General features: G+C 34.8%; 19 protein-coding genes and 1 other RNA gene. 10 read left to right on the top strand and 10 right to left on the bottom strand.

Translation table 11 applies throughout. The features are described from left to right. Positions 1–27: 27 nt before the first annotated feature. The 5 genes from KIK00_RS10650 to KIK00_RS10630 all read right to left on the bottom strand — a co-directional run bounded on the left by KIK00_RS10650 (position 28) and on the right by KIK00_RS10630 (position 5,666). Positions 28–1,680: a serine hydrolase gene (locus KIK00_RS10650; protein ID WP_255816528.1), complete on the bottom strand. Its 1,653-nt coding sequence runs from the start codon at positions 1,678–1,680 to the stop codon at positions 28–30. Between the two features lie 84 nt (positions 1,681–1,764). Next, positions 1,765–2,679: an AraC family transcriptional regulator gene (locus tag KIK00_RS10645; protein ID WP_255816527.1), complete on the bottom strand. Its 915-nt coding sequence runs from the start codon at positions 2,677–2,679 to the stop codon at positions 1,765–1,767. A 167-nt stretch (positions 2,680–2,846) separates the two neighbouring features. Then, a complete protein-coding gene (locus KIK00_RS10640; protein WP_255816526.1) occupies positions 2,847–3,686 on the bottom strand; it encodes an SDR family NAD(P)-dependent oxidoreductase in 840 nt (279 codons plus the stop codon). 247 nt (positions 3,687–3,933) lie between these two features. Next, on the bottom strand, positions 3,934–4,740 hold the full coding sequence (locus KIK00_RS10635) for an AraC family transcriptional regulator (RefSeq protein ID WP_255816525.1): 807 nt from the start codon (positions 4,738–4,740) through the stop codon (positions 3,934–3,936). After that, the gene (locus tag KIK00_RS10630) at positions 4,737–5,666 is read right to left on the bottom strand and encodes a helix-turn-helix domain-containing protein (protein ID WP_255816524.1); all 930 of its coding nucleotides are present in this window, start codon (positions 5,664–5,666) and stop codon (positions 4,737–4,739) included. Before KIK00_RS10630 ends, KIK00_RS10635 begins: the two co-directional genes overlap by 4 nt. A 383-nt stretch (positions 5,667–6,049) precedes the next feature. Between KIK00_RS10630 and KIK00_RS10625 the strand changes: the two genes are divergently transcribed. From KIK00_RS10625 to rpoN, 6 genes are all read left to right on the top strand, one after another. Further along, positions 6,050–6,688, top strand: a complete 639-nt coding sequence (locus tag KIK00_RS10625; RefSeq protein WP_255816523.1) for an LA_2272 family surface repeat-containing protein — start codon at positions 6,050–6,052, stop codon at positions 6,686–6,688. Next, a complete protein-coding gene (locus KIK00_RS10620; RefSeq protein WP_255816522.1) occupies positions 6,685–7,149 on the top strand; it encodes a hypothetical protein in 465 nt (154 codons plus the stop codon). The genes KIK00_RS10625 and KIK00_RS10620 overlap by 4 nt, the downstream gene beginning before the upstream one ends. Before the next feature lie 29 nt (positions 7,150–7,178). After that, positions 7,179–7,820 (top strand): hypothetical protein, encoded by a 642-nt coding sequence (locus KIK00_RS10615; protein WP_255816521.1) that lies wholly within the window; start codon positions 7,179–7,181, stop codon positions 7,818–7,820. A 153-nt stretch (positions 7,821–7,973) separates the two neighbouring features. Then, entirely contained in the window at positions 7,974–9,704 is a 1,731-nt protein-coding gene (locus tag KIK00_RS10610) for a helix-turn-helix domain-containing protein (protein WP_255816520.1), read from the top strand. 768 nt (positions 9,705–10,472) lie between these two features. Beyond that, positions 10,473–11,921, top strand: a complete 1,449-nt coding sequence (asnS, locus tag KIK00_RS10605) for an asparagine--tRNA ligase (protein ID WP_255816519.1) — start codon at positions 10,473–10,475, stop codon at positions 11,919–11,921. A 160-nt stretch (positions 11,922–12,081) separates the two neighbouring features. Continuing rightward, entirely contained in the window at positions 12,082–13,545 is a 1,464-nt protein-coding gene (gene rpoN / locus KIK00_RS10600; RefSeq protein ID WP_255816518.1) for an RNA polymerase factor sigma-54, read from the top strand. Between the two features lie 93 nt (positions 13,546–13,638). Here rpoN and KIK00_RS10595 read toward each other — a convergent pair whose 3' ends face one another. Genes KIK00_RS10595 through KIK00_RS10585 form a run of 3 tightly spaced genes read right to left on the bottom strand, consistent with a single transcriptional unit; the run spans position 13,639 to position 16,478 of the window. After that, positions 13,639–15,261: an AMP-binding protein gene (locus KIK00_RS10595; RefSeq protein ID WP_255816517.1), complete on the bottom strand. Its 1,623-nt coding sequence runs from the start codon at positions 15,259–15,261 to the stop codon at positions 13,639–13,641. Between the two features lie 58 nt (positions 15,262–15,319). Then, a complete protein-coding gene (locus KIK00_RS10590; RefSeq protein WP_255816516.1) occupies positions 15,320–15,994 on the bottom strand; it encodes a beta-carotene 15,15'-monooxygenase in 675 nt (224 codons plus the stop codon). Further along, positions 15,987–16,478, bottom strand: a complete 492-nt coding sequence (locus KIK00_RS10585; RefSeq protein WP_255816515.1) for an RNA polymerase sigma factor — start codon at positions 16,476–16,478, stop codon at positions 15,987–15,989. Before KIK00_RS10585 ends, KIK00_RS10590 begins: the two co-directional genes overlap by 8 nt. A 164-nt stretch (positions 16,479–16,642) precedes the next feature. Between KIK00_RS10585 and rnpB the strand changes: the two genes are divergently transcribed. The 4 genes from rnpB (at position 16,643) to KIK00_RS10565 (ending at position 18,859) form a co-directional block, all read left to right on the top strand. After that, positions 16,643–16,967, top strand: an RNA gene (gene rnpB / locus KIK00_RS10580) — RNase P RNA component class A. Positions 16,968–17,140: 173 nt separating this feature from the next. Next, on the top strand, positions 17,141–17,671 hold the full coding sequence (locus tag KIK00_RS10575) for a hypothetical protein (RefSeq protein WP_255816514.1): 531 nt from the start codon (positions 17,141–17,143) through the stop codon (positions 17,669–17,671). Positions 17,672–17,693: 22 nt separating this feature from the next. Continuing rightward, positions 17,694–18,221: a hypothetical protein gene (locus tag KIK00_RS10570; protein WP_255816513.1), complete on the top strand. Its 528-nt coding sequence runs from the start codon at positions 17,694–17,696 to the stop codon at positions 18,219–18,221. A 47-nt stretch (positions 18,222–18,268) separates the two neighbouring features. Next, positions 18,269–18,859, top strand: a complete 591-nt coding sequence (locus KIK00_RS10565) for a hypothetical protein (protein WP_255816512.1) — start codon at positions 18,269–18,271, stop codon at positions 18,857–18,859. 11 nt (positions 18,860–18,870) lie between these two features. On the opposite strand, the gene KIK00_RS10560 is transcribed toward KIK00_RS10565, so the two are convergent. Both KIK00_RS10560 and KIK00_RS10555 read right to left on the bottom strand, forming a co-directional pair. Next, positions 18,871–19,740, bottom strand: a complete 870-nt coding sequence (locus tag KIK00_RS10560; RefSeq protein WP_255816511.1) for a polyphosphate kinase 2 family protein — start codon at positions 19,738–19,740, stop codon at positions 18,871–18,873. A 236-nt stretch (positions 19,741–19,976) separates the two neighbouring features. Next, on the bottom strand, positions 19,977–20,447 hold the full coding sequence (locus tag KIK00_RS10555) for a DUF1573 domain-containing protein (protein WP_255816510.1): 471 nt from the start codon (positions 20,445–20,447) through the stop codon (positions 19,977–19,979). Positions 20,448–20,473: the final 26 nt, after the last annotated feature.

The following is a 20,473-nucleotide window of genomic DNA, read 5'->3' as shown; positions in this document are numbered from 1 at the left end:
TCACTTTTCAATATTACTCATTACTAATTATTCATTACTCATCATTAAACTTGGTAAAAGGAATTCCTGTACCATTTTTTCGACTTGTGAGTGGGCATAAGGTTTATTGTAGGCCTGTGCGGTAATTACCATGACAACCGGTATTTTGGTGAAGATGATGATTTTGTTTCCACCATTTCCGCTGGATTGGAAAGCTTCATAACTGTTATTTCCCACCTTGTAAACCTTTCTCCAGAATAAATATCCATATCCTTCAAAATCAGGATTATCTGTGAAATAATTGGTGAAAGATTTCTTAATCCAATTCCTGGTCAATATAGTTTTACCCTCCCAAACTCCATTATTGCTATACAACTGTCCAAATTTTGCAAAATCTAGTGCTTTCATACGTAATCCTCCTGCCAGAGAAGGTTTTTGCTGTGGAGTAAACTGCCATTTATAATTTGTGATGCCAAGAGGGTGAAATAATTTTTTATCTGCATAATTTTTTAAGCCTTGCGGAACTGTTTTATCCAAAATATCTCCGGTTACCACAACTCCGGCTGTGAAGTAACTCCAGTTTTTTCCTGCTGCATTCTCTGTCATTGGCAGATCCAATGTGAAATTTACCCAATTTTCGGTAGGATACATGTTTTCCTCATTTCCGGCAGATTCAGAATTTTCATCGTTTCCGTCAAATCCGGAGCTCATAGTCAATAAACTTTTTATAGTAACATTCTCTTTTTGGGAAGAATAATTTTTAAATTGTTTCAGGTCATAAAAATCTTTCAGATTCTGATTTTCGTTTTTTAAATATCCCTCTTTGATCGCAATTCCCGTTAATGCCGAAGAAAACGATTTTCCTACAGAACGGGTATCTTGCAAAGAATCTCTTCCGGATCCGTTGAAATATTCTTCAAGAAGCAATTTTCCGTCTTTTACAATGACAACTCCGGTTATATTTTTAAACCTGTTTTCTGCAATTTTCTTATTCAGATTTCTGATGGTTTCCGTGTTTATCTTTTCCTTAGAAACCTTCCATCCGCTGTTGGGTTGGATGGACTGAACAGCGATCTGCTGCTCCGAAATATTTTGGGAAGGAACATTGAGGTTGATCTGTCCTTCTGCAATAACAGGTCCTGTCTTAATTGTAGAAGTATTGAGATACGGACGCATTTCAATTTTTAAAATATGATTGCCTTCCGCCAGAGCATCAATTCCGTTATGGGCCATATAGAAGCGCATCCATAGATATCTTCCCCATGAATCTTCGTTTTTACTGCTGAGAAGAGGAATTCGTAATGTGGTTTTGTTTTTTTTATGATCTGCAATGCCTGCACCTGTATTGAGGTTTTCTTTATAGATCAGCTTTTCGTCTACATAAAATGAGAATTGATAATTTCCATTTTTTAACAGTTCATCAACAGGCCAATTAGGTTCAAGCGGATGAAGGTAGTTAACAAGAGAATTATCAAAAAAAGCAAGAATACCAAGGTCTCCGTTTTCCTGAAATACAGAAGAAGTGAGAAAGTCCGAATCTTTCAAATTTTCAAGAGCAATGGCTTTGTTAAGGAAAATAATTTTTCCGGTATATTTTTTTTGAATCGGATTTTCAATTTTTTCAGGATTGATTATGTTTTTATTTTGTCCCTGATAAAGATAAAATGTAAAAATAAAGATCAATAATAGAACTGGTTTCATTGCAAGAAGTATTTAAACAAAAGTAATAAACTTCTTAATGGTAAAATAGAATGAAATTAACATCTGTATGGCCTGTCACCGAATTTAATTAAATAATTTTCTAAATTCTCCCGGAGACTGATTCGTCTTTTGTTTAAAGAGTTTACTGAAAGACTGCGGATGTTCAAATCCCAATTCATAAGCAATCTCACTTACAGATAAACTCGTAGTACTCAAACGTTCTTTGGCAGAATCAATGAGCTTATTCTGGATGTGCTGCTGTGTGTTTTGCTGCGTGTGAAGCCGTAGAAGTGTTCCCAGATAATTGGGCGAAATATTCATCTGTTCGGCAATGGTTTTTACCGATGGAATTCCGTTTTCAAGAAGATTTCCACTTTCGAAATATTGGGAAAGGATGTCTTCAAACTTGTATAATAATTCGTGACTTGATTTTTTTCTGGTGAAAAATTGACGTTCATAAAAACGATCAGAATAAACCAGTAATAATTCAATCTGGGCAATGATCAGTTCCTGCGTGAATCTATCTGTATTTGACTGATATTCCCGTTCAATATTTTTAAAAATATCAACAAGAATCTTCTCTTCCTTATCAGAAAGGAAAAGGGCTTCTTTTACCTTATAACTGAAGAAATCATAAGATTTTATTTTCCTGGTTAATGAAGTGTTCCACAGAAAATCGGGATGAATCAGCAATAAAAACCCCGTAGGCTCCACTTCTACATCCTGTCTTATTTCCAGACTCAAAAACTGTTGTGGAGAAACAAAGCATAATACACCCGAATCAAAATCATATTGCTGCTGCCCATAATTAAACTTTGGAGTGACATTCTTTTTCAAACCAATCGAATAAAAATTCTGGATCCATTTCAATTCGTCATTATCTACAACATAGCGGACTTTACTGTAATCTATCACACTGATCAGAGGATGCTCAGGATTCGGAAGACCACAGAAAGCATGAAAATCTGAAATAGAATTAAAATGAACGGGCTGTTTCATAAGAGCTAAGTTAGTTGTTTTTACAAAAAGTATAATACATTGATTCAAAAAGTCTTCGACTCTGATCAGGCTGACTTCGCTAAAGTTTTTATATTTAATTCATGTATATAAATTAAAACGAAGTAGTAGGAATGTCATCCTGAGCGGAGTCGAAGGATAGTATCAAATTAGATCGCAGTGGAAACAGTAAGACTTTCCCATTTCTCAGCGTCTTTCTTTAAAATATCAATTTTGTTATTCAGAAATTCCATCGTTCCTACACCTAATAATAAGTGTACTGGCGGATTTTTCTCTTTACTGATCTGAATCAGTATATCAGCTGCTTTTTCAGGATCATTAGGCTGATTTCCATTGATTTCATTAAGGTGGGCCTGTTCAGAATTTCTTGCTGCTTCATATGCCTGAATAGGATTGGTAGGGGTTTTCACAGAATCTTTATTCAAAAAGTCTGTACGGAAATATCCAGGATACACAACGGTAGCATGAATTCCGAAATCTTTTACTTCTTCAGCTAAAGCTTCAGTAAAGCCTGCAACAGCAAATTTTGTTGAACAGTAAATTCCCCAACCCGGAAAATTGGCAGAATATCCACCAACAGAAGAAATATTGAAGATATTTCCTGATCTTTGCTCACGCAGATAAGGCATGGCGTTTCTGATCACATTTAAGGTTCCGAAAACATTTACAGCGTAATTTTCTCTTGCCTCTTCATCGGTAAGTTCTTCCAGCGTTCCGATTTGTCCATAACCCGCATTATTGACAACCACATCAATTTGCCCGAAATGATCAACTGTTTTAGCAATGGCAGATTTGATGTCGTTATTGTCTGTAATGTTGACGCTGAGCGGAAGGAAGTTTTCTGAAGTTTCTCCGATGGTTGAGATCAGGGATTCAACGGTACGGCTTGTGGCTGCAACCTGAAATCCTTCGGATAATAATTTTTTTACCAACTCGAATCCTAAGCCTTTTGAAGCTCCTGTCACGAACCATACTTTTTTTGTTTCCATTTTTAAATATTTTTTTGTTTAAATGATGGTACAAAGATGAAAACTTATGAAAGGGGAAATGTATCCAAATCGGGGAATGATGTATCCAAATCGTGAATGGTGTTATTTCAAAAGTGTCATTCCGAATGAAATGAAATGTAATGAAGAATCTCAAACAATTGATAATTAATAAGATTCTTGGTTCTTCAGGATTACAAAAGCAAAATAATTTGACTTTCAGGCCAGTCTTTCTGAATTCGGACAGATTCTAATGATTTTTCAAAAGCTTCCTGTATTTAAGTGGGGTAATTCCTATATTTTCTCTGAAACAACGGATAAAATGGCTCTGGTCTGAAAAACCGCATTCCAAGGCGATATCCGTTAAAGAATTGGATAAAGTGAGAAGTTCAAGAGATTTATTAAGTTTTAATTTTCTGAGGTATTCACCCAGATTGCAATGGAAATATTTATGAAAATCCCTGCTTAAATGAATGGGATGAATGTTCAATGTTTTGGAAAGTTCCGTAAGACTGAGACTTTCCGTAAAGCTTTCGTGTAGAATTTCATTGATCTGACCTACCCATACAGGTTTTCTATCAACTATTTCCTTCTGATGGCTCAATTGACTGAAAAGATGTAATAGTAACTGATTGACAGCTATTTCAAAAGATAAATCATTGGTTTTGGTTTCCTTGAACATCTGATAAACCAAAAGTTTTAAGGCGGGATCTTGTATATTAAAACTGCCCTCCACTTTATTTTTCTGAATATCAAACCGATCAAACCAGCTTTGCGAAAGTTCGATGTGAAAACCTCTTGTAAAAACCTCCGGTTTAATATTGTAATGCGGATCTTCCCAGTGATGGTACAATAACGTTCCTGCAGAACAGCCATACGTCTCTTTTCTGTTTCCTTCTGTCATATTGCCCTGCAGAAGAAAAGTAAAGTAAGCATTTTCATGATAATGCCAGTCTACGTAAGGATGCGTATACTCCGTATCAGTGATGATCAATCCTTCTAAATTGACCATTTGATTGGTTTCTCCAAAATATTCGCCTTTACGAAGAGTATTCATGATAGATTTTGTTTTAATCGGTCAATCTGTTCATACATTTTATTAAAGAACATTTTCCTTTCCCGGTTTCCGGATTCGTTCAGTGATCTGGAATTCTTGATCTGATGCTCAAAATAGCTCAGAGAATCTTCACAGGTGATTTTATCATTGGTCATCATATATCCAAACATACTGAAAGGAACGAAAAAGGAACATTGCTGCTCATTTTTGAATAAAATGCTGTTGTTTAAAATTACTAAATCATTCACATAGATCTGAAAATTAGTTTTCTCCAGTGTTTTTATTTCGAGCCCCTCTAATAATTTTCTTAAGTCATCAAGAATAAGATCCACATCATTTTTCTTTAATAATCTCATCTCATAATAGAACGAGATTTGTCTCAAAGCACTCATAATGGTGGTGTCATTCCAGATTTCGGTTACATTTTGTTGATCATAAAGATTTTTCAGCATTTCATTTTTTACAGAATGATATTCCATATTAAACTCATGAAAAGGGCTTAAAAATTTATCCTGGTTCAGTAAATTCATCCAGACATAAAATTTGAAACGAGACAAAATGGAATCTGAAATAGTGTAAAAAAACGGGATGTCTTTTGCTGAATAAAATACTTTGGAATTGGTGATATTATGAAAAACATTCAAAATCTTCAAAGAGTTTTCGAAATAGTTTAAAAGATCCTCGGTGGTTCTTACCGGTTGGGTTCTTTTGACAACCAGCTGGTTTTCTGTTCCCAGGAACTGATCCAATGAAATCTGATAGTATTTGGCAAGCTCCAATGCTTCCTCAAAACTGAACTTGGCTTTCATAGAAGTCCTTCTGTGAGCTGCATCATAGCTGATATTAAGGATGTTGGCGATCTCATCATTTAAAGATTTTTCCCCGATTTTTCTTCGGATTTCCTTCAGTAGAGCTTCCTGGTGCATAGTTTTGTGATTTTCACAAATGTAGTATTTTTTGTGGAAAGAGCTGTTGGTTTTTGGGAGTAGAAATATTTACCGGGATTTGAATTTCTGTTTAGAAGGCATGAAGCTTGAAGCTGGGAGAAAGGAAGTATTGGAGGTCGAAAAAATAAATAACGATTTAACAATAATTTGACATTATAATGACTATTAATATTTATCACTGAAGTAACTTCCAACCTCCTTCTTCCTACTTCCAACCCCTGCTTGTATAAGTGAAAAATTTCATTCTTTTATCTACACATTTTGTGATTTTCGCAAACAGGGTGTTTTATTTAATTTTTTTTCACATTCGGAACTGAGTCTTCTGCTGATAATTTTGAACTGTAATTTTAAAATAATGAGTTATGAAAACACGAATTTTATTAATAGCAGTTCTTTTATGCAGTAGTCTGGCCTATGCATCAGACAGTCTAAAAGTTGATTCTTTGAAACCAAGATTGATCGCTGCTTCCCCCTCAAAGAATGTCAGAAATGTCAATGGGATTTTATTTAAATATTATGATGAGGAAGATCATTTTAAGCCTAAGAGAGTAAACGGGTTGGGCATGGGGTTCAATTTTATAGGTATTTTTCTGCCGCCATTGATGCTTTTCAACTTACAGCCACCGGGCAATTATGATTATGTAGTTGTTCCCCGTGAAAAGATGAATAAAATCAATGGACTTCAATTGTCCCTGATCAATATGGAACCTACAGTCACCAATGGTCTGGAAATCAATGTTTCGAGTAATATCAATACATATGCGGTGACCAACGGCATGTCTATTTCTCCGTTTTTTAATCTGCACCATGAAATGAAAGGAGTTTCTGTAGCGCCATTGGCTAATGTTGGTCAGAAATGCAGAGGAATACAGATAGGATTGTACAATAAATGCAGTGATTTCAGAGGAATACAGATTGGCGGATGGAATGAGAATGGAAAGAGAAAACTTCCTCTCATCAACTGGAATTTTAAAAAACCGAAAACGAGTAAGACATTATGAAAAAGTTAGCTTTAATAATTGCAATATTTCTTTGTGGTTTCCTGCAAGCCCAGTTTGAAGAGATCAAAGAGAAAAAATGGCTGGTCATTCTTCTCAGTACCAGAATTGAAGGGACTTCAATGGATAATAAAGCCTTTCTGTCAATAGGAACAAAACTTACTGATGGGGATAAGAATTACTACAGCTTAAGAGGTCATTTTAACTGGTGGGATGAAAGAAAACTACTGGTCATCCCAGAGTTTGATTATTTCAGAAAAGTTGTTTCGTTTCGGGATGATGCCGAGGTATCATCTTTATATGCCGGAGCAGGGGTTTCTCCTTATGCGGTTTCACCCAAAGCAGGAATCAGTTTTTACCATTTCTTTTGTGCAGAATTCGGGTACAACTTTGAATATAATACCTATAAACCTTTTCCTATTAAAGGATTCCGCTATGGTATGGGAATTAATCTTGTTTTTTAAATGATTTTAAACCATTAAACAATTCAATCATGAAAAATTATAAACTGATATTATTTTTACTAATGCTGTCCGCTCGTATTTTTTCGCAAAATACATCAAGCGATACATTGGACATCAAAACAGAAGTACCCTTTGATTATAAAAAATATTGCGACTGTGATTTTGGAGAAGGAAATGTTTTGATCGCCATTAAGAAAGGAAAAGAATTTACAGACCTTAAAGATTTAAGGAAATCCGGAAAAGGTTTTGCCATTAAAATGGAAGCAATCTACAGTATGGAATTTACGGATGGAAAAAGATATGAATCAAGTGTGGTAAAAAATATTACACAGGACAGTCTTTCGATCACGAATTTTTTCAATGAAAATACGGCCAGGCTGGCAGGACAGCCTTTTGAATTGATTAATTACCCTCTTTCCTCTTTGAAATATGTGCGCTTTATTGATGATCGGATGCTGTCTCTGTACAGCAAAAAGAATATTCAGAAGAATTTTGACCTGATTGTGAAAAAAATGGATCGGGCTAAAATGTGCCCGGCTGTTATTCAATTTAAAGATAAAAACGATGAGATGAAGGTTTGTCATTTCTACCTGACCTCTCAAGGGTATGATCTTCTTTACGAAGATAAGGGAAGAGTGTATTATATGGAAAGAAGGGTAGAATGGAAATGATTTTTGAAGAGAGTACAGTCTTCGTGTTGTACTCTCTTTTGTGAGTTCATCAGCGTTGGTTTTAATAAAATTATTCCCCATCCACGGAAAAAAGTAAAAGGATTGGTGCATCTACTGAAGAAAAATAATATTTTTGTAATATAGCTAGGATGAATGATGAAAATAAAATATTTACTACTATTTTTTATTATAGGGAATGTGTTTTTTCAGGCACAAATCAATCATGTAGAAAAAAATATTCTGGAAAGACTGACTTATAAAGAACTGGAAGAAGAATTCTATAAGGACCGTTCCGGAGATGTAAACAGTGCAAGAAGTATTGCAAATTATTATCTTAAAAAGGCGAAGTTTGAAAAAAATACGGATCAGATTGCTGAAGGGTATGTTATGCTTCATTTTGACGAAAGCTTACCCAATGCATTGCAATATCTTGACAGCCTACAGCATATCACCAAAAATTCCAAAGAAAACATTTATCCGGCAAGAACTTATCTGTTAAGAGGAATTTTATATTTTAAAAATGATAATCTTCAGTCTGCATTAAATAATTATATCTTAGGACTGAAATACGCAAAAGAAAAAGGAAATAAGAGGCAGATTGCCATGGCACATATTAATATTGCCTATCTCAACAATTATATCGGGAAGCATGAGGAAACAGCTAAAGTACTGAGACACTATGCTTACAATGCCGATTATATGAATGAGGATGAGAAGAATTCTCTCAAACTGAACCTGGCAGATGCTTATATAGAGATCAGTAAAATGGATTCTGCTTATATATTGATACAGGAAGGTTTACAAGATTCAAGGAAAAATAAAAATGTTTACCGTTATTATCAGAATCTTGGGCTTCTGGGATATTATAACCTGCACTCAAAAAATTATCAGAAAGCCATTGACGGTTTATTGGAGTGTGAAAAATATTTCTTTACAAACAATAATGGAAGTAAAAGGAACCAGCATTATACTCTTTTATATTTGGGAAAATCCTATGCCGGGCTTCATGAAAAAGAAAAAGCTGTAAATTTTTTCCGGAAGATAGATTCCATGGTCCTTAAAACAAATTATATCTATCCTGAGCTGAGAGATGTGTATACTTATCTGATTGATTATTATAAAGAAAACAATGCTAAAGAAAAACAACTGTATTATGTAGAGCGGTTTTTAAAGGTTGATCAGGTCCTGGATAGCCGGTTCAGGTATATTTCCAGAGAACTTCCGAGAAGGTATGATACTCCGGAACTACAGCAGGAGAAAGAAAACATTACCAATGAGCTTACAAAAAGGAAGAGCCTGTTTTATATCGTGTTGAGCCTTTTATTGGTATCCCATCTTCTATTTATCAATGTTTATTTTAAATACAAAAAATCCGAAAAGAATTATAAAAAGATTGCCCAGGACCTGATTCAGTCTGTTAATGAAAATAAAGGAAGCAGGGAGTCTGAAATCAAAAAAGAAATTCTGCCTGAAACTCTTCCGGTAGAAAACACAGAAGACAGAACACCCAGAACAATTTCTGAAGATATTGCCCAAACCATTTTAAAAGAACTTGACGTCTTTGAAAGCAAAGACCAGTTTTTGAATAAAGGAATTACATTGGGAAGTCTTGCCAAAAAAATAAAAACAAACTCTAAATATTTGTCGGAAATTATCAATACTTACAAAGGGAAAAATTTTGCAACGTATCTCAATGATCTCCGTATTGATTATGCCATCAACAGATTGGCCAATGACAAAAAATTCAGGTCCTATAAAATTCCTTTTATCGCAGAAGAATTAGGATATAATAATGAGCAGGCTTTCACTTTAGCCTTCAAAAAACGAACCGGAACACCTCTTTCTGTCTATCTGAAAGAAATTGAAAACATGAGGGTGAGTTAAATGTAATTAATTGATTTTCATTTTGTTTAAGTTTATAAATTCATGATTTTAGGTGTATAAATTTATGAATCTATGAACCATTTTCTTGTATCATTATTTTTCTTACTGCATCTTTGCTTCAGGTAAAAACACAATCATTTATTTTGTATGTGCACAATACAAGATATCAGTTTAAAACTGTTGATTCATTAAAAAGTAAAGTCAGAACTGTATATCAAAAATGAGAAACTAAGTTGGTTAAAATTATAAATGAATACCAGTAAAAAACGAAACATAAGTAATGAAATAATTTGTTCAGAAGTTTAGAAATATAAAAGAGTAGTGATCATTCAAAAAATCATAAAATAAGTAAAACAAATCCGCAGAATCTATCCACAGTGTTTAAAAGTATAGTATAGTTTAATAGATGGATTCATGACCTGTAGTTTACCATGAAATTATTGCTTAAAAACTAATAACCATTTTCAATAAATTAAAACTAATTCCATGAAAACTCAGAATAAAGTAAAATTTATTCTTTCTAAAAGGTGATAGTGTAAGGGTGCTCACTCCGGGTCAATGCGGATTTTATTGAAGTTCAGGACAATACTGAGTGGAAATGTAACCTTAAAATGAAGAGACATTTGAAGATGAAAAAGGTGAATTTCCTGAACTGAAAGTTTAAATGCTTGTTAAATGATTTTTAAAGACAGCGCAATCATCAAGTTGCGCTGTTTTTTTGTAACTTTGCAGACATTAATTTTTATATAAAAAATTTATCATCAACAAATGAAAAAGCAAACGATCAAAGAAGTCCTAAAGGATTACAAGAAAGTATTACATCATGACATTACAGTTTACGGATGGGTAAGATCATTCCGTGCTAATCGCTTTATAGCGCTTAATGATGGTTCTACGATTAATAATTTGCAGATAGTTGTTGATTTCGAAAATTTTGATGAAGCTATCATCAAGAATATCAGTACCGCTTCTTCCCTTAAAGTAGTAGGAGAAGTAGTGGAAAGCCAGGGAGCAGGACAATGTGTGGAAATTATCGCTAAAAAGATTATTGTTTTAGGAGATAACTTTACGGAAGAACTTCAGAGTACGATTCTTCAGCCTAAAAAGCACAGCCTTGAAAAGCTTCGTGAGCAGGCACACTTAAGATTCAGAACAAACCTTTTTGGAGCGGTGTTCAGAGTGCGTCATGCAGTAAGCTTTGCCGTTCATTCGTTCTTCAACCAGAATCAGTTTTTCTATATCAACACGCCGGTTATTACAGGAGCAGATGCAGAAGGAGCAGGTGAAATGTTTGGAGTAACAAACTTTGATCTGAACAACATGCCGAGAACTGAAGAAGGAGATATTGATTTTGCACAGGATTTCTTCGGTAAAAAAACAAACCTTACCGTTTCAGGACAGCTTGAAGGAGAAACTGCAGCAATGGGATTGGGAAGAATCTATACATTCGGACCTACTTTCCGTGCTGAAAACTCTAACACGACAAGACACCTTGCAGAGTTCTGGATGATTGAGCCGGAAGTTGCTTTCAACAACCTTGAAGACAATATCGACCTTGCGGAAGATTTCTTAAAATATGTAATCCAGTATGTATTGGATAACTGTAAAGATGATCTTGAGTTCTTAGACAACCGTTTTGCAGAAGAACAGAAAACAAAACCGGAAAAAGAAAGAGCAAAAGAAGGTCTTATCGAAAAACTTCAGAATGTTGTAGCGAAACGCTTCAAACGTGTAAGCTATACAGAAGCCATCGAAATCCTATTGAACTCGAAAGAAAACAAAAAAGGAAAATTTGCTTACCCGGTTGAAAAATGGGGAACAGACCTTCAGTCTGAGCATGAAAGATATCTTGTTGAAAAACATTTTGAAAGCCCGGTAGTATTATTTGACTATCCGAAAGAAATCAAAGCTTTCTATATGAAACTGAACGATGACAATAAAACCGTTGCTGCTATGGATGTTCTTTTCCCTGGTATCGGTGAGATCATCGGTGGATCTGAAAGAGAGGCAAGATTAGATGTTTTAAAACAGAAAATGGCAGATATGCATGTAGATGAACATGAGCTTTGGTGGTATCTTGATACCAGAAAATTTGGTTCTGTACCACATGCAGGCTTTGGTTTAGGATTGGAAAGACTAGTTCTTTTCGTAACAGGAATGACGAATATCAGAGACGTAATTCCTTTCCCAAGAACGCCGAAAAGCGCTGAATTCTAGAACAATAAAAAAAAGCCTTAATCACAAGTTAAGGCTTTTTTTATTTTTCAATAGTTTATTAAGATAGGATGTATAATGCAAAAATCATGCTAAATACGTTTTTTGTCAAATAAATTTATTAAATTCGTAGAATATGTTATGTTAAAACGCAAATAAGAATATGCTTAAACAACACTTACAACTCAAATTAGGACAAAAGCTGGCCCCTCAGCAAATCCAGTTGATGAAGCTTATTCAACTTCATACTCTTGAATTTGAAGAGGAGTTGGAGAGAGAGTTAGAAGAAAACCCGGCTTTGGAAATTGCGAAAGAAGATTCTAAGGAAGATGAATATTCTTCCCTGGAAGATGCTTATAAGGATGAGGGTACGGAAAGCATTGAAACAGATTTCGACGTCAATGAATATATCTATGACGATGAACCAAGCTATAAAACCGCATCCAGCAACTATTCTCCGGATGATGAAGAATTTGACAACGAAAGTCTTCTCACAGAGGGACAGTCCTTATATGACTATCTTACAGAACAGATTCACCTGATCAATATCAGTGATGAAGATCTTAAGATTGCAGAATACCTTATCGGGAACTTAGATACAGACGGATATCTTAGAAGAGAAATTAAATCTATTGTTGATGATCTTGCCTTCTCACAAGGAATTTACACAACTAAAGAAAGAGTTGAGGATATTCTGGAGAACTATGTTCAGAAACTGGATCCGTCCGGAGTGGGAGCAAGAGGCCTGCAGGAATGTTTATTGCTGCAAATTGAAAAGAAAGTAAGCTCAGATAAAGCAGTTTCGTTAGCTGCCAATATTTTGAGACATCAGTTTGATGCCTTGACGAATAAGCACTACAATAAGATCATTCAGAAATATGATATTGAAGAAGAAGATCTGAAAGACGCACTGGAAGAAATCTCAAAATTATCCCCAAAAGTAGGAGGGAACTTCGATACACAAACAATTACAATTAATCAGGAAATTATTCCGGATTTTGTGATTCAGGTAAAAGACGGTTTGGTGATTCCTATGCTCAACAGCAAAAATGCACCTACTTTAAGAGTTTCTGAAGAATATAAAGATATTCTTACTACTTATTCCCATGATAAAAATTCATCGGAACATAAACAGGCTGCATTATTTATCAAGCAGAAACTGGATGCGGCAAAATGGTATATAGATGCTATTAATCAGCGTCAGAATACCTTATTACAGACGATTACAGCGATTGTGAAGTTCCAGAAGGATTATTTCATTACCGGAGATGAAAAGTCTCTGAAACCAATGATCTTAAAGGACGTTGCAGATATTACAGGATTTGATATCTCTACTATTTCAAGAGTGGTAAAAAGTAAGTATGCGGATACGCCTAACGGTATTGTATATCTAAAAGACCTGTTTTCAGACAGCTTAACGAATGATGACGGAGAAGAAGTTTCTACCAAAGAAATCAAAACCCATCTTCAGGAAGTAATCAGCAAAGAAAATAAAAGAAAGCCGCTTACAGATGATGCATTAGTGGTCATTCTAAAAGAACAGGGTTATAATATTGCCAGAAGAACGATTGCAAAATATCGTGAACAGCTCAATATTCCTGTAGCAAGATTAAGAAAAGAACTTTAAAAATATAAAAAAAGCATTTCAAATTGAAATGCTTTTTTTATTATCAGTTGAGAGAAAAAAAGATCTCTTATTGCTCATCGTTTTTATTTGAAATTAATCTTTAAAACTACCTAATTCAAGTTCTTTCATAGAAATCTCCCGCATTTCTACTTTTCTTATTTTTCCGGAAATGGTCATAGGGAATTCATCTACAAATTTCCAGTATTTCGGTACTTTATAGTGGGCAATTCTTCCTTTGCAGTATTCCTGCAGTTCTTCAGCAGTGATGGTAAAACCTTTTCTCACTTTTACCCAGGCCATCACTTCTTCCCCGAATTTTTCACTAGGAACGCCAATGATCTGAACATCAAGAATGTTGGTGTAAGTATATAAAAAATCTTCAATTTCTTTAGGTGAAATATTTTCTCCACCACGGATGATAAGGTCTTTTATTCTTCCTGAAATGGTAATATATCCGTCTTTATCCATTACTGCCATATCTCCGGTATGCATCCAGCGGGCATTATCCAGTACTTTTTTAGTGTTTTCAGGATCATTCCAGTATTTCAGCATGACAGAATAGCCTCTTGTACAAAGTTCACCATGTTCCCCGCGTTTCAGAGTTCTGCCATTTTCATCAATGATTTTGATCTCAAGATGATCCTGGACAGTTCCCACAGTACTGACCTGTTTCTCCAGCGATGTTCCTATTAAAGTCTGGGTAGATACAGGTGAAGTTTCCGTCATTCCGTAGCAGATACTCATTTCTTTAATATTCATCAGACTCTCTACCTTTTTCATAATTTCCGGAGGACATACTGATCCTGCCATAACACCCGTTCTTAAGCTTGAAAAATCATACTTATTAAAATCTTTTACTGCCAGTTCAGCAATAAACATGGTAGGAACACCATACAAAGAAGTACATTTTTCGTCAGAAACGGCTTTTAAAGTAATTTCCGGATCAAAACTGTCATTGGGAATTACCATACATGCTCCGTGGGCTGTACAGCACATATTTCCGATAACCATACCAAAACAATGATAAAAAGGAACAGGGATACAGACACGGTCTTTCTCAGTATATTTTAATCTGATTCCGATAAAATACCCGTTGTTGAGTATGTTATGATGAGAAAGCGTAACGCCTTTCGGAAAACCTGTAGTTCCGGAAGTATATTGAATGTTAACAGGATCATCAAACTGTACATGTTCTTCAAAACTGTGAAGAACTTCATCTGAAATATCCTGGCCGTTATTGACAAATGCTTCCCAGTTTTCATCAAAGAATATCTCATGTTCAAGGGTAGGACATACTTCTTTGGCATACTCAACCATTTCTTTGTAGTTGCTGCTTTTAAAACTTAAAGAAGAAAAAATAAAACGAACTTCAGACTGATTAAGTACATAGGTGAGTTCATGAGTCCTGTAAGCCGGATTGATATTGACTAAAATGGTTCCTATTCTCGCAGTGGCATACTGCAAAAGAACCCACTCATAACGGTTGGAAGACCAGATTCCGATTCTGTCACCGGCTTTTGCTCCCAAAAGCAGTAAAGCTTTTGCAACAGCAGTGGTCTGGTTGTAAAATTCCTGGTAAGTAGCTCTGTAATTCTGATGAACACAGACTAATGCTTCCTGATGGGGGTATTTTTCGACAGTACTTTTAAGATTGGCTCCGATGGTCTGTCCTAATAATGGAATCTCAGAGGTTCCATATACATAAGATAAGGGCATAGTTTAAGATTTGGTGGGCTAAAATTAATAATTATATCCCGAAATATGCCTATGTATATTAACTTTCCTGAGAATCAATATCTTTTAATTGTTTTAAGTTTTTATCAAGCTTTCTCATAATGATGCCATATACCAGTTTGTAGTATAACCAGATTAAAAGAACAGCCAGTGCAGTACTGACAATTATTCCAGTGATAAAGCCTATAAGAGTAGAACTGGTCACTTCAATATGCTGAGTATTTAAAATATAAAATATAAAGACCGTAAAAATAGACGTAAATGCTATTAATAAAAGAATATTAATTAATATAAAGGCGTTTACTGTCTTCTTAAACTGAATAATTTTAAGGATAAATTTCTTTAAGTTTTCTTCAATTTTTATTTTCTTATAGTTCTGATAAAATTTATAAACAAAATAAGCGGTTATAGATAAACTTAAAACCTTCAATGCCACATATATATTGTCGAGAAAGCCTTCTAGCTCGGAGGTTTTCCTTGCTCCAAGCTTTTCCAGAATACTCAGAAAGCTGTTTGACTCTCTTCCCTGGATGATATAAAATAATCCAAAAAATGTAAAAAACAGAAATTCTATCACGCTGATCCAGAAAATATATTTCACATAATTGCGCGATTTACGGTTCAGCATCTGAAGGATTTCAGAGTTGTCGTATTTCTCTTGAACAGGCTGTTCCTGCCATGTTTTCTTAAAACTGTCTAAATCAAATTCAGGCATATTTTTCCATCTGTTCTTTAAGGGTTTTCTTTAATCTGTTCATTTTCACACGTGCATTTACTTCAGTAATCCCGAGGTTTTCTGCAATATCCTTGTAAGGCAAATCATCCAGATACATCATTACAATAGCTCTTTCCACATTAGGAAGAGTCTTTATTACAGTATACAAAAGTGATACCTGTTGCTGTTTTTCATCATCATCTTCCACAAAATCTTTGTGGTTGACATCCAGTTCGTTTGTAGGAAGACTTTTGCTTTTTTTTCTAAAGAGGGTAATGGCTGTATTGAGCGCTACACGGTACATCCATGTGGAAATCTTGGAATTTCCTTTAAAGGAATCATAACTTCTCCAGAGCTGTAACACGATTTCCTGGAAAAGATCCTCTTCATCTTCCAGAGAATTGGTATACAGGCGCGATACTTTGATAATCAATCCCTGATTATCTTTGATAAGCTGCGCAAATTCTTTTTCTCTGGAACCCATAGATATATAATGGCACGAAGATAATGATAAAGTGGTAAATTAGTAAAAATTATGATGTAAAATTGTAAAAATGTGAAAAAGAAAAAGTGAATTAAAAAATTAGATTTCTCGGCTAACTTAGCTTTCTCAGCTTTCTTTGTGAAATTTATGTATCTTTGCATCCGCGAGAAAATCGGCTTGTTGATTTCCCGTTTTACGGGAGGTAGGAAAGTCCGGACACCATAGAGCAGCAAAGCGGATAACATCCGTCACCCGTGAGGGTAGGACAAGTGCAACAGAAAGCAAGTACAGTTCGGCTGTAGTGAAACCAGGTAAACTCTTTGCGGTGCAATGGTAAGTATATCGGTTCTTTTCAGTAATGGAAATAGGGGCGGCTCGTCCTGAAAACCGAGGGGTAATCAGCTCAAGTGTTGCAGTAATGTAACACGTAGATAAATAACAGGCACTTCTTCGGGAGTACAGAATCCGGCTTATAGATTTTCTCGTTTTTTACAATATAATTTTTCTCAAATTTTATTCTTAAATCTAACCTCTTTTCATAACTACATGTGAAAGAGCATTGTTTTGTTTGAGTCTAATATAAGACCTGCGTAAAACCAAATAATACGAATTAAAGACTTTTATATTGTTCTGTTGTCACAAATTTGTATAAACAAATCAAAATGAGAACAGAAATCACATTACATTCAGTTCCTGAAGAAAAACCCGGATATATTCTTATTCTATTTTATATTGCCTTTGTATATGGGCTGTTTTGGGTAATTGATCAATGTCTGGCTTATTTTTTCAGTGATATTAGCAATGTTGTACTGATAAGGATTCTTAATAAGGTAGTGTGGATCGGGGTGATGTTTTTAAATTATTTGATCATAAAACATTTTCTTTATCTGATCAGAAAACAAAGAAAACGTCGGGTTATTTATCCTGCTTTAAATATCTCAAAAGAAGGGATAGCTTATTATCCGGAAAATAAAAAAGCCGGATGGGAAAATATTTCTGAAATACAGATTATAGACTCTATATTGTCTGTAACCGTAGATTTTGATTCTGGAAAAGATTTTAAACTTAACCTTTTCTATACAGATCTTCAGAAGCAAATGAAGCAGGATGATTTTGAAAAACTATTGGAATATTATTATAAAAAAGAAATTTATATTTATAGTACTCCATCATCCTGCGGTTGCGGTTGTTAATTTTAATACAGTAACATACAAAATGAAAACAGAAATTACCTTATATAAATCCAGACAAAGAAAACCGGGATATTTGACGATTATTTTCTTTATGCTCATATCACTTGCTTTACTGGCCGCTCTTTGCGCAATAATCTATCTTTTGCTAATAAGTAGTGATTTCTTTAAGTCTTTAATCTCGATTATTGTACTTGTACTTATATCAGTATTCTTTTATGGTTCAGTAAAAATCTTAATTGGATGCATTAAGGAGCAGAGAACTCCGGAAGAAGAAGCTGTTGAAATACTATCCATCAACAAAACAGGAATTTTTAACCATAAGGCAAAACAGCAATTGCTCTGGGACGAAATTTCTGAAATTCAGATTATTGATGCCGTTATTTCGGTGACAGTAGATTTGTATCCTGAAAAAGATTTTCAATTATATTTAGGGGATACAGATGTTTATACGGATATGACCAGAGATGATTTTGCGAAATTACTTCAATGTCATTATAAAAAAGAAATCTATACTTATAATAGTCCGGTATCCTGTGGATGCGGAGGCTAATTGAATTTATATTAATAACTGGAATTACCAATTAAAATGTTGACATCATGAAACCCGATTTTACTTCTGTTTTACTGGATAATACACAGCTAGATTATGACCAGAATCCCTTGTGGAAAAGAATTTCAGCGTATCAGATTGATCAGGCTGATGTTATCATCCCATTTTCCAGAAAATTAGCTCAGACTGAAGGTTGGACGAGAAGATTCTGTCTGCTTGCCATTGAAGAATATAAAAAGTTTGTTTATTTGTGCTGTGTCTCAAAAAACGGAGCCTCACCCTCAATCGCTGTAGATAAAGTATGGCATATGCATTTGCTTTATACCACGGAGTACTGGAAAGAATTCTGCCCGAAAACTCTGGAAAGAGAGCTGCATCATTTCCCAAACGTAGGTGGAATTAATGATTATCATAAACATCAGGACTGGTATCTGGAAACATTAAAACTTTACATCAATATTTTCAGACAAAATCCACCCGAAGTTTTGTGGCGCATTCCCAAGGAAATTATACCATTCCTATTACCGGAAAATGGGAATAAGATAAAAAGTGCCGAACAATTCACATGGAAAAAAACCTTTGAAAAACTACATTCAAAGGTCTTTAATTATATTCATCACAGATCGGTTTTGAAATAAACTATGAGTGATTATTCTTGCATTAATTGCTTTTTAGCCTGTTGAAGATCTTGCGTGTCTCTATCGGAAAGTGTAGGGTATTTGAGATTCATTTTTTCAAGAGTATCAATAATGATCTGGATAGCTGCTACTCTTGTAAACCATTTGCTGTCGGCAGGAAGTACATACCATGGAGCATGATCTTTCGATGTTTCATTGATGGCCGTTTCATAAGCTTCCATATATTGATCGAATAGTGCTCTTTCCGGAAGATCTCCTGCAGAGAATTTCCAGTTTTTTTCCTGTTCATTGATTCTGTCCAGAAGCCTTTTTTTCTGCTCATCCTTAGAAACATGTAAAAAGATCTTTACAACCGTTGTACCGTTCTGGGAAAGGTGTTTTTCAAAATTCCTGATACTTTCATATCTGTTTTCCCAGAATTTATTGTCGAAATCTTTTACTGAAGACCACGTTTTTTCACTTAAATTATATTCAGGATGTACTTTGCAAACCAGGACACTCTCATAATGGGACCGGTTGAAAATTCCGATCATCCCTTTTTGTGGTAATGCGAGATAATGTCTCCATAAAAAATCATGGGAATATTCTTTAGAACTTGGTGTTTTGAAACTCGTCACATTACATCCCTGCGGGTTTACTCCTCCGAAAACATGTTCTATCATACTGTCTTTTCCTGCTGCATCCATAGCCTGCAGTACAACCAGGAGAGACTGGCTTCCGTCAGCATATAATTTTTCCTGCAGTTCACGAAGCTTTTCTTTCTCCTGAATCAGCATTTGCTCTCCGTCTTCTTTGGTGAGCTTTCCCTTATAAGATGTTGAAGTTTTTTTTATTGAAAATGTTCCATTTACCTTAAAGTCATCTGAGAAATTGGTGTCCATATATTTTAAAGATTAAAAGATTAAAAGATTAAAAGATTAAAAGATGTTGTTATTAAAAATTCAATAGAGGTGGTTTAACCCACCTTTAAAAATAACAAGCAATCCAAAGGCCTCAGGCAAAATCTAAATAAATAATTAATAGATGTTAATGTTATTCCCTGCCACCTAAACAAACATAAATGTAATAAAAAAACCGCCTCTATGGAGACGGTTTCTTTATTTTTTTTGAGTAGAGATTACTTCGCAGCAGCCTTTTTAGCTAGTTTGGCAGCTTTTTTCTCAGCTTTAGCAGCTTCTTTCTGCTCTGCAGGAGTCAATACTTTTGGCTCGGCAGCAGGAGCATTAGCATCTACATTACCTTTAATGTAGATTACACTTCTACTGTTTGCAGGGTCATTAGAGAAAACCTCAATCATTTTGTTGAAAGGACCAGGAATAGCGGTGTTGTATCCAACTTTGATCTTAGCTGATTTCCCAGGCATGATCGGATCTTGGCTGAATTCAGGAGTTGTACATCCACAAGAAGGCTTTACATTTGAAAGAATCAAAGGCTTATCACCTGAATTCGTTACAGTAAAGAATCTCGTACCATCAGCACTAGGCTTAATAGTACCGTAATCGAAAGTTGTTTTATCAAATGTAATCGTTTGTGCAGATGCAATTGCAAATGTTCCGAATAATGCAATTCCTGCAATTAGTTTTTTCATATTCTTGAATGTTAATACGTTTGTTA

Source organism: Chryseobacterium sp. MA9, assembly GCF_024399315.1.
Classification (GTDB): Bacteria; Bacteroidota; Bacteroidia; order Flavobacteriales; family Weeksellaceae; genus Chryseobacterium.
This window is presented reverse-complemented; position numbering and strand designations above follow the sequence as displayed.

Bases quoted from the DNA above. Each gene is read 5' to 3' on its own strand.
- KIK00_RS10650 (WP_255816528.1), bottom strand. From the start codon at position 1,680: ATGAAACCAGTTCTATTATTGATCTTTATTTTTACATTTTATCTTTAT.
- KIK00_RS10645 (WP_255816527.1), bottom strand. From the start codon at position 2,679: ATGAAACAGCCCGTTCATTTTAATTCTATTTCAGATTTTCATGCTTTC.
- KIK00_RS10640 (WP_255816526.1), bottom strand. From the start codon at position 3,686: ATGGAAACAAAAAAAGTATGGTTCGTGACAGGAGCTTCAAAAGGCTTA.
- KIK00_RS10635 (WP_255816525.1), bottom strand. From the start codon at position 4,740: ATGAATACTCTTCGTAAAGGCGAATATTTTGGAGAAACCAATCAAATG.
- KIK00_RS10630 (WP_255816524.1), bottom strand. From the start codon at position 5,666: ATGCACCAGGAAGCTCTACTGAAGGAAATCCGAAGAAAAATCGGGGAA.
- KIK00_RS10625 (WP_255816523.1), top strand. From the start codon at position 6,050: ATGAAAACACGAATTTTATTAATAGCAGTTCTTTTATGCAGTAGTCTG.
- KIK00_RS10620 (WP_255816522.1), top strand. From the start codon at position 6,685: ATGAAAAAGTTAGCTTTAATAATTGCAATATTTCTTTGTGGTTTCCTG.
- KIK00_RS10615 (WP_255816521.1), top strand. From the start codon at position 7,179: ATGAAAAATTATAAACTGATATTATTTTTACTAATGCTGTCCGCTCGT.
- KIK00_RS10610 (WP_255816520.1), top strand. From the start codon at position 7,974: ATGATGAAAATAAAATATTTACTACTATTTTTTATTATAGGGAATGTG.
- asnS (WP_255816519.1), top strand. From the start codon at position 10,473: ATGAAAAAGCAAACGATCAAAGAAGTCCTAAAGGATTACAAGAAAGTA.
- rpoN (WP_255816518.1), top strand. From the start codon at position 12,082: ATGCTTAAACAACACTTACAACTCAAATTAGGACAAAAGCTGGCCCCT.
- KIK00_RS10595 (WP_255816517.1), bottom strand. From the start codon at position 15,261: ATGCCCTTATCTTATGTATATGGAACCTCTGAGATTCCATTATTAGGA.
- KIK00_RS10590 (WP_255816516.1), bottom strand. From the start codon at position 15,994: ATGCCTGAATTTGATTTAGACAGTTTTAAGAAAACATGGCAGGAACAG.
- KIK00_RS10585 (WP_255816515.1), bottom strand. From the start codon at position 16,478: ATGGGTTCCAGAGAAAAAGAATTTGCGCAGCTTATCAAAGATAATCAG.
- KIK00_RS10575 (WP_255816514.1), top strand. From the start codon at position 17,141: ATGAGAACAGAAATCACATTACATTCAGTTCCTGAAGAAAAACCCGGA.
- KIK00_RS10570 (WP_255816513.1), top strand. From the start codon at position 17,694: ATGAAAACAGAAATTACCTTATATAAATCCAGACAAAGAAAACCGGGA.
- KIK00_RS10565 (WP_255816512.1), top strand. From the start codon at position 18,269: ATGAAACCCGATTTTACTTCTGTTTTACTGGATAATACACAGCTAGAT.
- KIK00_RS10560 (WP_255816511.1), bottom strand. From the start codon at position 19,740: ATGGACACCAATTTCTCAGATGACTTTAAGGTAAATGGAACATTTTCA.
- KIK00_RS10555 (WP_255816510.1), bottom strand. From the start codon at position 20,447: ATGAAAAAACTAATTGCAGGAATTGCATTATTCGGAACATTTGCAATT.